This window comes from Streptomyces sp. NPDC101219 (genome assembly GCF_044767675.1).
Taxonomy (GTDB): domain Bacteria; phylum Actinomycetota; class Actinomycetes; order Streptomycetales; family Streptomycetaceae; genus Streptomyces.
Map to the genome: position 1 here is coordinate 36,298 of NZ_JBIWOK010000018.1, position 14,097 is coordinate 50,394.

Here is a 14,097-nt window from a genome sequence, read left to right on the forward strand (position 1 = left end):
CGTGGCCGGTCGGGGCACAGGCCGCCAGGTGACCGGCGTGGCGCGGACGCGTCACCGGGCCGGCGGTGGTGCGGGCCGTCCTGCGCGGGACGGAGAAACGGGCGGTCCTGTGCCGGGTGCAGCGGGGCGGAGGCGCGCGTCCGCACGGCTACGGGCCGGCCCGCCACCGGGGCGGCGCGCCTGGGCGGCGGGGGCCCGCGGGGTCGGGTTCCCGGAGGGGGCATGGACTTGTCGCGTGGCCGGTCGGGGCACAGGCCGCCAGGTGACCGGCGTGGCGCGGACGCGTCACCGGGCCGGCGGTGGTGCGGGCCGTCCTGCGCGGGACGGAGAAGCGGGCCGTCCTGTGCCGGGTGCAGCGGCGCGCCGCGCCGAATGTGGGGCGGGGCCACGGACTGTTCACGGGGCCGGCGGTGGCACAGCCCGTCAGGTCCCCGGCGGAGCGCGGACGCGTCACCGGGCCGGTGCCGGCACACCCCGTCAGGTGCCAGGCGGCACAACGCGCAGGTCGTCAGGTGCCCGGCGGCGGCGCAGGTCGTCGCGGGGCCGGTGGTGGCGTGGAGCGCCGCGGGCCGGCGGGGCGGGACGTCGCACGACGGGCGGAGGGGGCGCCTCCGCCCGGCCGGTGGGGTTCGGGCCCGTCACAGAGCCGGCGGGGGACCCGCCGTCACGTCGCGCCGGCGCCGCGTTCCTCGCGGATGTGGGACACCACCCGGGCCACCGTCTGCCGGACGGCGTCCGTCTCCGTCAGGAAGTGCCAGTAGTCGGGATGCCGGCCCTCCAGGGTGCCGATCGCGCGTTCCAGGCGGGCGACCGCGTCGTCGAGGGGGCGGGCGTGCCGAGGGTCGGGGGTCTGGCGGCCGGCCATCGCGAGCCGCTGGGCGTCGCGGATGGCGAAGCGGGTGCGTTCGATCTCCTGCTCGGGGTCCTTCTGCACCGCGTTCAGCTGCTGCAGCCGGTCGCCGGCGGCGGACACGGCCTCGTCGGTGGTGTTCAGCAGGGCCCGCACCGTCGACAGCAGGGCCGTGGCGTCCGCCCAGCGCTGTTCCTGCCGGGCGGTGCGGGCCTCGGCCAGCTTGGCCTCGGCCTGCCGGACGTTCTCCGTGGCGATCTCGGGGACCCGCTGGAGGTCCTGCCAGCAGGCGACGGTGAAGCGGCGGCGCAGCTCGCTGAGCACGGGGTCGACCTGTTCGGAGCGGGTGGTGAGGGCCTGGGCGCGGGTGCGCAGGGAGACCAGCCGGCGGTCGATCTCGGCGGCCCGCTCCGGCAGCCGCTCCGCCTCGGCGCGGACGGCCTCCGCCTCCCGGGTGACGCGTGCGGCGCGCTCCAGGGTCTGCGGCACCCCGTGCTGCCCGGCGCCCTGGTTCAGCGCGGTCAGCTCCGGGGACAGGGCGGCGAGCCGGGCCGCGAGGTCGTCGGCCTTCAGCCCGGTGCCGCGGGTGGCGTCGAGGGCCTGGGAGGCGGCGAGCAGGGCTTGCCGGGCGCGCTCCACGGCCGGCGCGAGGCGGGCCAGCTGGGTCTCCGCCTTGTCGAGCAGCGGGCCGAGGCCCGCGGTGAATCGGTCCAGCTCGTGCTTGACCCGGCCCAGTTCGTCCTTGGCGGCGGTCAGTTCGGTGCGGGCGCGGGAGGCCGCGGACGCCTCCAGGTCGTCGCGGTCGAGGTCGTGGGCGTCGACGGCCGCGATGTAGTGGTGACTGGCCTCGTCGATGCGGCGGCCGATCGCCTCGAAGTCGGCGACGGCCTTGCGGGCCGCGGGGGAGGAGTCGACCGCGACGATCGTCTCGATGGAGATCCGCAGGTCGCGCTGGGCGGTGTCGAGGTCGTAGAAGGCGGCGGCCGCGGCGTCCTTGGCGGCCTGGGCCTCGGCCCGCTGGCTCTCCGCCCGCCCGCCGAACCAGCGCCGGGTGCCGCCGCCCGTGAAGGCGGCGGGCAGGGTCAGCACGGCGACCAGCGGCAGCGCCGCCAGCATGAGCACGTCCCCGAGCGGGCCGCCGGACCGGCGCGCACGGGCCCGCGGAGCGGGCGGCACCGCCGGTGGGGGAGGAGGTACGGCGCCACGCGTGCCCGGCACGCATGGCATCGACGGCGAGTGCGGCTGCGCTGATGTCGCCGTCACATCCCTCTCCCGTATCGTCGTTCGCCCGGCCCGGTGTCATTGTCCCACCGGTGAAGGACGAACACACGGGCCGGTCAGTTCACTGTGCGCACGGTGAGACTTCCGTCGCCGGTGCGGGCGGTCACCACATGCGCGCTGGCGTCGTCGCGCGGCACGGACACCCGCTCGGCGCCGTCGCCGGTCCTGGTGTCCACCCGGTAGGCGGCGCGGGGCAGTTCGATGGTCACGGAGCCGTCGCCGCTGCGGGACTCCACCCGGTCGGGCACGGCGCTCAGCGTGAGGTGGACGGAGCCGTCGCCGGAGCGGGTGCGCACCGTGCGGGAGGCGACCTCGGCCCGCAGCGAACCGTCGCCGGTGCGCAGGTCCACCGGCCCGGAGGTGTCGGTGACGCGTACCGAACCGTCCCCGGAGCGGATGGTCAGGGGGTGCCGGAAGCCGCTGGCGCGCACGCTGCCGGTGTCGTTGTCGACCTTCACGGCGATGCCGCGGGGCACCTCGACGCGGTGCCGGGCGGCGCAGTCGGCCACGATGCCGGAGCACTTCAGGCGCAGCATCAGGCGGTCGTCCTTCATGGACCAGGTGACCTCGGGGTCCGAGCCGATCGCGACCCGCCCCTGGAACCACCGGGTGACCCGGATCTTCCCCGACGCATGGCTGTCGGCGGCGACGATCTCCAGGGCGGTGTCGTCGGTGTCCACGGTGAGCGTGGAGCCCGCCAGGGCGAAGGACCGGCGTTCGGGATGCCGGTCGTCGGCGGCCGACGCCCCGCAGCCGCTCAGTCCCGCGACGAGCACCGCGACGGCCCCGGCGACCGCAGCGGTCCGGGTTCGCGCGGCGCGGCGCACCGGGCGGGGAGCGGTGCCGGTGGTGCCGGCGGGGCGCGGGCGGATCGGGCGGGTCGGGCGGGTCATGACGGTCTCCCCCTGGGACGGACGGTGGCGCTCCTCGGCGCACTACGACCGTAGGGATCGTCGGCCTCCCGGGGGATGCGGGCCGCTCCCGTATCGGGGGTGGGGAGAACCCCCGTACGGGGTTTGCCGGGGCGCGTGCCGGGCCATGTAGGCTGTCGACTCGACCGGGGTCATGCCCCTGGTCACGGGTGCGTAGCTCAGGGGTAGAGCGCCTGCCTTACAAGCAGGATGTCGGCGGTTCGAAACCGTCCGCGCCCACCGGTACGACGGCGGGGCCCCGGAGCGATCTCCGGGGCCCCGCCGTCGTCATGACGTGCCGGGGTCAGCGCCGGCCGTGCCGCCGCCCCGCGGGTCCGCGTGCTTCAGCTCCGAGCGGGCGCGCACACGGTCGGCGCCGGTGAGTCCGGCCCAGTACCGGTGGGTGCTGACGAAGACCGCGAGCTCGTGTTCGCGTCGCCGCAGCTTCTCCACCTCGGCCTGTTCGTCCTCGCTCCAGCCGGGCGAGGCGGGGCGTTCGACCTGGCGCCAGCCGGTGTCGTCGCTGAAGCCGTCGAGGGGCTCGACCGACCAGGGGAGGCGCTTCAGCAGGGCCGACAACTCGGCCCGGACCTGATGCAGTTCCTCCTGACCGGCGAGGAGGTCACTGGGGAAATCATAGGTCGCAGCCACAGCCCAATGATACTCCTGTTCGATTTTGGGGGGCGTGTTACCGGAGGTTCCACCGCGAGGTTCACCCGATCGTGAGCAGCCCGCCCGAGCCTTTGCGCGCACCCGGTCGTACGGTGATCGTCATGGACATCGTGGGTGGGGACGCCAGGGGCGGGAACGAGGGGCGGGACGGGTCGGCCGGCACGACGGCCGCGGGGGCCGGCACCGGGGGAGTGGCGGTGCTGCTGGTGCCGTGGGCGGAGGACGACCTCTGGCTGCTGCGGCGCAACAACACTCCCGAGATGACCGCGCACCTGGGCGGGCCGGAGAGCGAGGAGAAGCTGCTCGCCCGGCACCGGAGGTACCTCGGCCTGGAGTCGGGACGGATGTACCGGGTCACGCTGGAGGGCGACGGGCAGACCGTCGGCACCATCGGTTTCTGGGAGCGGGAGTGGAGGGGCGAGGCGGTCTGGGAGACCGGCTGGGCCGTCCTGCCCGAGTTCCAGGGCCGGGGCCTGGCCTCGCGGGCCGCCCGCGCGGTGATCGGCGCCGCCCGCGCCGCCGGCCGCCACCGCTACCTGCACGCCTTCCCCAAGACCTCCCACCAGGCGTCGAACGCGGTGTGCCGCAAGGCGGGCTTCACCCTGCTCGGCGAGGTCGCCTTCGAGTACCCGAAGGGACACCCGGTCGTCTCCAACGACTGGCGGGTGGACCTGGAGGCGGACCCCGACGAGGAATGACCCGGCGAGCGGCGAGTGACGAGCGGAGGGCGGCGCCCGGCGGGCGCTGGTGCGGGGCGGGGGCGCGGGGCGAGACTGGGGACATGTGCCGGAGTATCAAGACCCTGCGTCCGCCCGCCCAGCCCGAGGAGGCCACGGAGGAGGAGATCCGCGCCGCCGCCCTGCAGTACGTACGGAAGGTGTCCGGCTTCCGGGCGCCCGCCGCCCACAACCGTGAGGTGTTCGACCGCGCCGTGGAGGCCGTCGCCGCGGCCACCGCCGACCTGCTGGACAACCTGGAGGTGCGCGGCGCGCCCGCCCGGCAGGCCGCGAGCTAGGGTCTCCCGGCCGACGCTCCAGGAGACCTCAGTCGTCCGCTGGGAGACGCCCGCCGTCCGCTGGAAAGCCTCCGTGGCCCGCTAGGAGACCTCCGTCACCCGCGGACGCCTGCGCATCAGGTAGCCGGCGCCCGCGCCCGCCGCGAACAGCGCGCCCACGGACACCGCCGTCGCCAGCCAGGTGGCCCCCAGCCACTGGGCGCCGAAGTAGCCGAGCGCCACGCTGTACCCGGCCCAGAACAGCCCGGCCAGGGCCGACCAGGGGAGGAACTCCCGTGCCCTGCGGCGGGCGGCGCCCGCCCCGAGCGAGACGAGGGAGCGGCCCGCCGGGGCGAAGCGGGCCAGGATGACGAGCGCGCCGCCGCCCCGGGCCAGCGCCGCGCCGAGACGTTCCTGCGCGCCGGTGAGCCGCCGGGACCGGGCGATGGCCCGGTCGAACCGGGCGCCGCCGCGCCAGGCGAGGCGGTAGGCGACCAGGTCGCCCAGGACGGAGGCGGTCGCCGCGCAGAGGGTCAGCGCCAGGATGTCGGGCACGTCGGTCGCGGTGCCCGCCGCCGCTGCCGTGGCCGCCGTGATCACCAGGACCCCGCTGGGCAGCACCGGCAGGAACACGTCGAGCAGTACCGACAGAGCCACCACCGCGTAGATCCATGGGCTGCCGATCAGCGACCCGAAACTCTCCACCCGAACTCCCGTGGCTCCCCCGTGGGGCCAGCCCGTGCCGCGCTGTCGCGGTGGGAGCGGCAGGAGTGGCAGGAGTGGCCGATGACAGACAGCCATACAGCGTACGCCGGGCGGGTGACGGGAAGGTCACGGGGGGTTCCGCCGTTCGGTAGCGCCGGTGTGCCCGCCCCGTGTGCCCGTGTGCCCGCCCCGTGTGCCCCCGTGTGCCGGTGCGGTGGAGCAGTCAGCGGCCGAGGTCCGTCTCCATGATCGTCCCGAGGCGGGGGCCCGCCTCCGAGGTGCGGGCGTGTTCCAGGCGCAGGGTCGCCGCGCGTCCCCGGGCCGTCAGGGTCATGAGCTGGTTGCCGAACCAGGGGCCGCCCGTGCGGCGCCAGGACACCGGCGGGCGTCCGCAGCCGCCGTGCCGGGCGAAGAGCCGGCCCAACAGCCGGGCCGTGCGGCTCCAGCCGAAGCGGAAGCCGAGCTTGATCGACAGCGGGACGGAGTTGTGGACCGGGGAGCAGGTCAGCTGCACCACGTGCGCGTCCGGGGCGCGCCGTCCGCGCCAGGCGGGCTCGGCGACGTAGGCGTGGTGGACGTCCCCGGACAGCACACACACCGTGGCGGGCGCGTCCGGGCCGCTGCCCGCCTCCGCGATCAGCTCGCCGAGGCCGGCGAAGGACTCCGGGAACGCCGCCCAGTGCTCCAGGTCCGCCGCCCGCCGCAGCTTCTCCCCGAGCCGTGCCCAGCGCGGCCCCTTGTCGCCCCGGCACAGCACGGAGTTCCACGCCTCCACGTCGTGCACCAGGTGCGGCAGCAGCCAGGGCAGGGACGTGCCGATGAGCAGGTGGTCGCAGGATCCCCGGTCGTCGAGGGCCTGCTCGCGCAGCCAGGCGGCCTCGCCCGGGTCGAGCATCGACCGCTCGTCCTCCGCCAGGACCCGGGCCGCGCGGCTGTCCACCATCAGCAGCCGGACCCGTCCGAGGTCGCGCCGGTAGCTCCAGCGGACGGTCGTCGCGTCGGCCTCGGCGTCGGAGGCGAAGGCGCGGAGCACGTCGGTGCCGTCCGGGTTCTCCCGCACGGCCGCGTAGACGGGGTCGGCGGCCAGCTCGCGCGGCGAGAGGTTGCCCAGGTGCTGGTACACCCAGTACGACATCAGGCCGCTGAGCACCCGCTCCCGCCACCACGACGTGGCGCGCATGTCCTCGACCCAGGCGGCCGAGGTGTTCCAGTCGTCGATCACGTCGTGGTCGTCGAAGATCATGCAGGTGGGGACGGTGGACAGCAGCCAGCGCACCTTCGGGTCGAGCCAGGACTCGTAGTAGAGGTGGGTGTACTCCTCGTAGTCCGCCACCTGGCTGCCCGGGGCCTCGCTCAGGTCGCGGCGGGCGGCGAGCCAGGCGCGGGTGGCCTCGGAGGTCTCGTCGGCGTACACCTGGTCGCCCAGCAGGAGCAGCACGTCGGGCCGTTCGCCGCCCGGGTCGGCCGCGATGCGGGCGGCGAGGGCGTCCAGCGCGTCGGGGCCGACGGGGTCGTGTTCGCCGGTGGGCGGGGAGGCCCAGCGGCAGGAGCCGAAGGCGACGCGCGTGTCGTCGGCCGGCCCGGGGGTGGCGATCACCGAGGGCGGCAGGGTGTCGAAGGGGGCGTCGGGCAGCGGCCAGACGCGGGTGCCGTCGAGATACACCTCGTACGGCGTGACCGTGCCCGGGGTCAGCCCCGTCACCTCGACGAGGGCGTAGTGGTGACCGGCGATCTGAAAGGTGCCCGCCCGGCCGCCGGACCCGTCCGCGCAGCGCACCTCGGCGGTGCCCGGGCGGCTCGTCTCGGCCCAGACGGTCGCGGACGAGCCGTCGACGTGGCGCAGCAGTGGTCCGAGCCGCAGTCCGGCCATGTGGTGACCCCTTCCTCCGTCGCCCCGTACGGTACGCAGCGACGGAGGCCGGCGGCGAGAACCCGGCGGTCAGCAGTTCGCGAGGTGTCCCTGGAGGGCGGACTTCTCGGCGGAGTCGACGGACAGGCCGTAGTAGTACTTCACCTGGACCCAGGCGCGCGCGTAGGTGCAGCGGTAGGCGGTGCGGGAGGGCATCCAGGTGGCCGGGTCCTGGTCGCCCTTGGACTGGTTGACGTTGTCGGTGACGGCGATCAGCTGCGGGCGGGTCAGGTCGTTGGCGAAGGACTGGCGCCGGGAGGTGGACCACGCGTCGGCGCCGGAGTCCCACGCCTCGGCGAGCGGCACCACGTGGTCGATGTCGACGTCGGAGGCGGCGGACCAGGTCGCGCCGTCGTAGGGGGAGTACCAGCGGCCGCTGGTCGCGGCGCACGAGGAGTTGGTGACGACGTTGGTGCCGTCGCGCTTGAGGACCGTCTCGCGGGTGTTGCAGGTGCCGCTGATCGTGATCCAGTGCGGGAAGAGGTCGCGGTTGTAGCCGGTGCGGTCCTCGGGGGTGACCTTCAGGGAGGAGAGGTAGCCGCGGGCGGTGGCGGCGCTGACCGGGGTGGGGACGGCGGCGGAGGCGACCGGGCCGTTGAACAGTCCGGCCGAGGCTATGAGCGCGGTGAGCGCCGCGACGGTGCCGAGCCGTCGACGCGCGTAGACCTGGGACATGCGAACTCCCTTGTGGGGTGCGAGCGTTGAAGCGAGCAGGGGAATGCTCGCGACGCCGGGTTGCGCGGAGGAGTGGGCCCGGTGAGAAGCTAATGACGCGCTCATGACATGTCTATGGTTGAGACGTGAAACTTCCGCGTCGATGTCCGGACGGGGCGTGGCGTACGCTGGGAGGCGCAGAAGGGGAGTAGCCCTACGCCGGACCGTCGACATACTGCTCAGCCCGCTGAGCCGGCGCCCGGAGGCGGACCGCGTGACCGCGCGGTCGGCCGGCGAGACCTTCGGCATGCAGTGCATACCCGTGCCGCACGGCACGGGTGCCGTGTGTACTGCCGTGCCGAGGTGTCCCGTGGAAACGCACAGCACTCTCGGCGGGGCAGTCCCGACCGATTGAGGAACCGTTGATCAGCCTGACCGTGACGGCCGTCGTCTTCGGCGTCGTCTTCCTCGCCGAGCTGCCCGACAAGACGGCGCTCGCCGGACTCGTCCTCGGCACCCGCTACCGCGCCTCCTACGTCTTCGCCGGTGTCGCCGCCGCCTTCGCGCTGCACGTGGTGCTCGCGGTGGCCGCCGGCAGCGTGCTCACGCTGCTGCCGCAGCAGCTCGTGCAGGTGATCACGGGCCTGCTCTTCCTGGGCGGCGCGGCGGTGCTCACCTTCCGCAAGGACGACGACGAGGAGGAGGTCCGCAAGCCGGAGGACCAGTCCTTCTGGAAGGTGTCCGGCGCGGGCTTCATGCTGATCCTGGTCGCCGAGTTCGGCGACCTCACCCAGATCATGACCGCCAACCTCGCCGCCCGCTACGACGACCCGCTGTCCGTCGGCCTCGGTGCCGTGCTGGCCCTGTGGTCCGTGGCCGGACTGGGCATCCTCGGCGGCAAGGCGCTGATGAAGCGGGTGCCGCTGCGGCTGATCACCAGGATCGCGGCCCTGCTGATGCTGGGCCTCGGCGTGTGGAGCCTGTGGGAGGCGGCGACGGCGTGAGCCGGCTCACGGGGGTGACCGGCGCCCTGACCCTCGGGGGCGGGTGCGCCGGGCCCGAGGTGAACGTCCGGGGAACGGACGGTGAAGCCGGTGGCAGGCGCACCGATTATTTTGTACCGTGGATAAACAAAGTGGCTCCCGCCCGTTTTCCCTGACCGGCGGGCGGGGCCGCCTTGTTCCCCAGCCCTCGCCGGGGCCCGGTCCGTCCCCGCCCGGAGTCCGGCCCGCGTTCCTCTGGAGCTGCCGATGACGGCCCCCCTCGTGCTCACCGCCCGCGCCCTCCTGCTCGACATGGACGGCACCCTGGTCAACTCCGACGCCTCGGTGGAGCGCGTCTGGCGGCGCTGGGCCGGACGGCACGGACTCGACGGGGACGAGGTCATGAAGGTCGTCCACGGCCGCCAGGGCTACGCCTCCATGGCGCTGCTGCTCCCCGGCAGGCCCATGGCGCAGAACCACGCCGACAATGCGCGCATGCTCGCCGAGGAGACCGCCGACACCGAGGGCGTCGTCGAGGTCCCCGGCGCGGGCGCCTTCCTCGCCTCCCTGTCCGGCCTTCCGCACGCCCTGGTGACCTCCGCCGACGTCCCCCTGTCCACCGCCCGGATGGCGGCCGCCGGGCTCGCCCTGCCCGACGTCCGGGTGACCGCGGAGTCCGTCGGCGCGAGCAAGCCGCACCCCGAGGGCTTCCTCAAGGGCGCGGCGGAACTGGGCGTCGACCCCGCCGACTGCGTCGTCTTCGAGGACTCCGCCGCGGGCATCGCCGCCGGCCGCGCCGCCGGGATGCGGGTCGTGGGCGTCGGCTCCCGGGCCGCCCTCCTCGACCCGGACGTCGCGGTGCGCGACCTCACCGGCGTACGGGTGGAGGCGGCCGCTGACGGCACCCTCTCGCTGCACGTCGCGCCCACCGGCCGGACGGACACCGCCGGCTGACCCCCTCGGGGCCCGGCCGGGGCCTCCCCACCGACGGCGACGGCCGTGACCACGGCGAGGCGTGGATCCGGACCGTCACGGCGCCGCGTCCTGACAGCACCAGCGGATCCCACCGACGACGGCCGGGTCTGTCGCGTCCGCGCCCGACCGCCCGCGGTCCCGGCGCTCCGGCCGCCTGCTCTCCGGTGGTGGGGCCGCCCCGCCGGCTGACCCCCTCGGGGCCCGGCCGGGGCCTCCCCGCCGACGGCGACGGCCGTGACCACGGCGAGGCGTGGATCCGGCCAGCACGGCGCCACGCAAGGATCCGGCCGTCACACGCGCCGCGTCCCGATGGCCGGGTCCGTCGCGTCCGCGCCCGACCGCCCGCGGTTCAGTCGCTCCGGCCATAGGCCCGCCGCTCTCCGGTGCGCCGTCACGGCTCCGCGTTCCGGCCGCCGGGTCCGTCGCGTCCGCGCCCGACCGCCCGCGGTTCAGGCGCTCCGGCCGCCCGCGCTCCGGCTGTCGCTCTCCGGCGTTACGGCTGCCGCTCTCCGCTCTGGCGGCCGCCGCTCCCGGCGTTACGGCTGCCGCGTCTCCGACTCCAGCCGGGTGCGCGTCTGCGGGCCGTACGTGCCCATCTCGCCGCGGAGGCCGCGGGCCCACTGGTAGGTGCGCAGGGCGTCCTCGACGCGGCGGTTGAACTGGCCGTGGATCTCGTCGTTGTACAGGAACAACTGCCGCAGCCGCAGCTGGAGTTCCACCACCTCGGGGCCCCGGTCGCCGCGTCGCAGCACCGGGGCGGTGACGTCGCCTCCGTCCCCGTCTCCGTCCCCATCTCCGGGCGCGGCCTCCCCCGGGGTGGCGGCCGACGGGCTCGCGGACGGTTCCGTCTCCGGCGGGGACGGGCTCGCCGACGCGTCGGCGGACGCCGATTCCGAGGGGGACGGCGAGGCCGAGGGGCTCGCGCTGTCGGACGGGGAGGCGGAGGACGAGGCGCTCGCCGACGGTGCCGTGGACGGACCGGCCGCCGGCGCCGACGAGGGCGGCGAGGAGGGGGTGGCGTCCGGCACGCTCGCCCGGACGTCGTCCGGCAGCGCCCCGTCCCGGGACGGCGTCTCGTAGGCGAACAGACCGCTGGCCCAGCCGGCCGCGCCGATCACCAGCACCACCGCCCCGGCGGCCGAGAGCAGTGCCGTGCGGCGGCGCCTGCCCGGCCCGGCGGTGGCGGCGGGGGCACCGTCCGCCGCGGCCGGGGCGGGGGCGCCGTCCGTCCCGTCGGCCGGGTGCGGTCCCTCGAACAGGTGCAGGTCGGTGGCGCTCGGCTCGGACGTGGGCGGGGCGAGCGGAGTGGGGAGCACGGACGTGGCGTCAGAGGCCCCCGCCGGACCGGGTGCCCCGGACGGACCGGGTGTCCCGGACGGACCGGGTGTCCCGGATGGACCGGGTGTCCCGGATGGACCGGGTGTCCCGGACGGACCGGGTGCCCCGGACGGGTCGGGTGGCCCGGGCGGGCCCGCCCGGCCGGGCGTCCGGCCCGCGGCGGCGGCCTCCGGGGTGACGGCGCGCAGAGTCATCGTCGCGTCCGCCGGCCCCGTCGTGTCCTCGCCCGCCGCCCGACCCGCCGCCTCGTCCGGCGTCACCTCACCGGCCGTGCCGTCCAGTTCGACGTACGGCCGGATGCGCAGCGGGTCGAAGTCCTCGGCCGCCGCGGCCTCGGCCGTCCGGGCGTCGCGCAGGGCGTCGGCGGCGCGCACGGTGCAGACGCAGGAAGGAGTGTTGTCCCGGTTCCTGGGCGCTCCGCACTCCGGGCACGGGGTTCCCGTCGGTCGGTCCACGCGTCAGCCCTCCCCTCACGAACTCCAGAGATTATGCAGATCATCTCCACACTCCCGACCCCAAGCCCCCGGAATGCAGGCTTCCGGCAGGACTCAACAGGCCATAACGGGCCATACCGATCACGATGGGGGAGGAAGAGCCGGAATCTGTGGAGGGCTGCATGGCCGGGGACGCGCACGGATCGACCCACGACGCGGGCCGCGCGCAGCCCGCACCCGGCGCCGGGCGGGCGCCGGGTGCCGCCGCCGGGCCTTGGTCGACGGCCACGGCCGGTGGTCCGCCGGCGGACTCCGGCGCGGGCGCCGGGTCCCCACCGCGCGTGCCCGGGGGAGCGCCCCCGGGGAACGCCGAGGCACCCGAACGCGTGTCCGGCAGCATCGTCCTGCCGATCGGCGCCCTGCTCCTCGGCCTGCTGCTCGCCGCACTCGATCAGACCATCGTCGCCACCGCGCTGCCCACCATCGTCAGCGACCTGGGCGGCCTGGAGCACCTGTCCTGGGTCGTCACCGCCTATCTGCTGGCCTCGACCGCCGCGACCCCCCTGTGGGGCAAGCTGGGCGACCAGTACGGGCGCAAGAAGCTGTTCCAGATCGCCATCGTGATCTTCCTGATGGGCTCCGTGCTGTGCGGTGCGGCCCAGGACATGGCGCAGCTGATCGGCTACCGCGCTCTCCAGGGACTGGGCGGCGGCGGGCTGATCGTGCTGTCCATGGCGATCGTCGGCGACCTCGTCCCGCCCCGCGAACGCGGGCGCTACCAGGGCCTGTTCGGCGCGGTCTTCGGCACCACCAGCGTGCTCGGCCCGCTGCTCGGCGGACTGCTCACCGAACACCTGAGCTGGCGCTGGGTGTTCTACGTCAATGTGCCGGTCGGGATCGTCGCCCTCGCCGTCATCGCGACGGTGCTGCACCTGCCCGGCAGGTCCTCCCGGCACGTCATCGACTACCTCGGCACCTTCCTCATCGCCTCCGTCGCCACCTGCCTCGTCCTCGTCGCCTCCCTCGGCGGCACCACCTGGGGCTGGGGCTCGCCGCAGATCATCGGCCTGGCCGTGCTGGGCGTCGGCCTCGCCGTCGCCTTCGTGGCCGTGGAACGCCGGGCCGTGGAACCGGTGCTGCCGCTGAAGCTGTTCGGCATCCGCACCTTCACGCTCGCCGCCGTCATCAGCTTCATCATCGGCTTCGCCATGTTCGGCGCGATGACCTACCTGCCGACGTTCCTCCAGGTGGTCAAGGGCGTCAGCCCTACCACCTCCGGCGTGTACATGCTGCCGATGGTGGCGGGCATGCTGCTGGCCTCCACCGGCTCCGGTCAGATCGTCAGCCGTACCGGCCGCTGGAAGGTCTTCCCCCTCGCCGGCACCGCCGTCACCACGCTCGGACTGCTGTTGCTCCACCAGCTGCGCCCGGACAGCAGCACCGCCGTGATGAGCTCCTTCTTCTTCGTCTTCGGCATCGGACTCGGCCTGGTGATGCAGGTCCTGGTGCTGATCGTGCAGAACGCCGTCTCCTACCAGGACCTCGGGGTCGCCACCTCCGGCGCGACCTTCTTCCGCTCCATCGGCGCCTCGTTCGGCGTCGCCATCTTCGGCACGATCTTCGCCGGGCGCCTCGACGACAAGCTGCTCGACGCCTTCCGGGGCGTCAGTCTGCCGCCCGGGGTCACGGCGGAGGGGCTGGAGGCCGACCCGCGCGGCATCGAGACCCTTCCCGCCGCCCTGCGGCCCGCCGCGGTGGACGCCTACAGCACCGCCATCACCGACGTCTTCCTGTACGCGGCCCCGGTCGCCCTCGTCGGCTTCGTCCTCGCCTGGTTCCTCAAGGAGGACCGGCTGCGCGCCTCGGTCACCGCCCCCGACGGCACCGAGACGCTGGCCAGCAACCCCGTGCACCGGTCGTCGTACGACGAGGTGTACCGCTCGCTGTCCCTGCTCGGCACCCGGGAGGGGCGGCGCGAGATCTACCGCAGCATCACCGACCGCGCGGGCTACGACCTGCTGCCCGCGACGAGCTGGCTGCTGCTGCGGATCCGCCGGCACGGCGAGGTGGAACCGGCCCTGCTCGCCGAACGCAGCCCCGTCCCCCTCGACGTGGTCATCGAGGCCGCCCGCCAGGCTGAGGTGCGGCGCCTCGCCGTCCGCCGGGGCCTCGGTCTCGTCCTCACCGACGAGGGACGGCAGGCCGCCGAGCGGCTGGCCCGGGCCCGCGAGGAGTCCCTCGCCGAGCTCCTCGGTGACTGGTGGGGGCCCGACCGCCCGACCGACCTGGTGCAGCTGGTGCACGAACTCACCGACGAGCTGTGCGGTTCCACCGACGAACGCCCGCACGACGAACGGGCGGTGACGCGGACGCCGTGACGGCCCGGGCGGC

At 74.9% G+C, this 14,097-nt stretch carries 12 protein-coding genes and 1 tRNA gene; 6 read left to right on the forward strand and 7 right to left on the reverse strand.

The window, feature by feature from the left end; translation table 11 throughout:
- Window positions 1-664: 664 nt before the first annotated feature.
- Window positions 665-1,966: a hypothetical protein gene (locus ACIRPP_RS28025; protein WP_403648346.1), complete on the reverse strand. Its 1,302-nt coding sequence runs from the start codon at window positions 1,964-1,966 to the stop codon at window positions 665-667.
- Window positions 1,967-2,187: 221 nt separating this feature from the next.
- The gene (locus tag ACIRPP_RS28030) at window positions 2,188-3,024 is read right to left on the reverse strand and encodes a DUF4097 family beta strand repeat-containing protein (protein WP_403648349.1); all 837 of its coding nucleotides are present in this window, start codon (window positions 3,022-3,024) and stop codon (window positions 2,188-2,190) included.
- A 186-nt stretch (window positions 3,025-3,210) separates the two neighbouring features.
- Between ACIRPP_RS28030 and ACIRPP_RS28035 the strand changes: the two genes are divergently transcribed.
- A tRNA-Val gene (locus tag ACIRPP_RS28035) sits at window positions 3,211-3,282 on the forward strand.
- A gap of 48 nt (window positions 3,283-3,330) precedes the next feature.
- Here the strand turns inward: ACIRPP_RS28035 and ACIRPP_RS28040 are convergent.
- Window positions 3,331-3,693, reverse strand: coding sequence for a hypothetical protein (locus ACIRPP_RS28040; protein WP_403648352.1), 363 nt, complete (start codon window positions 3,691-3,693; stop codon window positions 3,331-3,333).
- Between the two features lie 122 nt (window positions 3,694-3,815).
- Here ACIRPP_RS28040 and ACIRPP_RS28045 point away from each other — a divergent pair, with 122 nt between their 5' ends.
- Window positions 3,816-4,412, forward strand: coding sequence for a GNAT family N-acetyltransferase (locus ACIRPP_RS28045; RefSeq protein WP_403648355.1), 597 nt, complete (start codon window positions 3,816-3,818; stop codon window positions 4,410-4,412).
- Window positions 4,413-4,495: 83 nt separating this feature from the next.
- Window positions 4,496-4,729: a DUF2277 domain-containing protein gene (locus ACIRPP_RS28050; protein ID WP_403648358.1), complete on the forward strand. Its 234-nt coding sequence runs from the start codon at window positions 4,496-4,498 to the stop codon at window positions 4,727-4,729.
- 81 nt (window positions 4,730-4,810) lie between these two features.
- Here the strand turns inward: ACIRPP_RS28050 and ACIRPP_RS28055 are convergent, their stop codons facing one another.
- The 3 genes from ACIRPP_RS28055 to ACIRPP_RS28065 form a co-directional block, all read right to left on the reverse strand.
- On the reverse strand, window positions 4,811-5,413 hold the full coding sequence (locus ACIRPP_RS28055; RefSeq protein ID WP_403648361.1) for a DedA family protein: 603 nt from the start codon (window positions 5,411-5,413) through the stop codon (window positions 4,811-4,813).
- 223 nt (window positions 5,414-5,636) lie between these two features.
- Window positions 5,637-7,283 (reverse strand): alkaline phosphatase D family protein, encoded by a 1,647-nt coding sequence (locus ACIRPP_RS28060; RefSeq protein ID WP_403648364.1) that lies wholly within the window; start codon window positions 7,281-7,283, stop codon window positions 5,637-5,639.
- A 69-nt stretch (window positions 7,284-7,352) separates the two neighbouring features.
- A complete protein-coding gene (locus ACIRPP_RS28065; RefSeq protein WP_403648366.1) occupies window positions 7,353-7,997 on the reverse strand; it encodes an HNH endonuclease family protein in 645 nt (214 codons plus the stop codon).
- A 401-nt stretch (window positions 7,998-8,398) separates the two neighbouring features.
- On the opposite strand from ACIRPP_RS28065, the gene ACIRPP_RS28070 reads away from it, so the two are divergent.
- Window positions 8,399-8,980: a TMEM165/GDT1 family protein gene (locus ACIRPP_RS28070; RefSeq protein WP_164349698.1), complete on the forward strand. Its 582-nt coding sequence runs from the start codon at window positions 8,399-8,401 to the stop codon at window positions 8,978-8,980.
- Window positions 8,981-9,226: 246 nt separating this feature from the next.
- On the forward strand, window positions 9,227-9,913 hold the full coding sequence (locus ACIRPP_RS28075; protein WP_403648369.1) for an HAD-IA family hydrolase: 687 nt from the start codon (window positions 9,227-9,229) through the stop codon (window positions 9,911-9,913).
- Between the two features lie 557 nt (window positions 9,914-10,470).
- Here the strand turns inward: ACIRPP_RS28075 and ACIRPP_RS28080 are convergent.
- Window positions 10,471-11,646, reverse strand: coding sequence for a peptidoglycan-binding protein (locus ACIRPP_RS28080; RefSeq protein WP_403648372.1), 1,176 nt, complete (start codon window positions 11,644-11,646; stop codon window positions 10,471-10,473).
- 242 nt (window positions 11,647-11,888) lie between these two features.
- Between ACIRPP_RS28080 and ACIRPP_RS28085 the strand changes: the two genes are divergently transcribed.
- Window positions 11,889-14,084 carry a DHA2 family efflux MFS transporter permease subunit gene (locus ACIRPP_RS28085; RefSeq protein ID WP_403648570.1) on the forward strand — a complete coding sequence of 732 codons (2,196 nt, stop codon included), beginning with the start codon at window positions 11,889-11,891 and terminating at the stop codon, window positions 14,082-14,084.
- Window positions 14,085-14,097 lie beyond the last annotated feature (13 nt).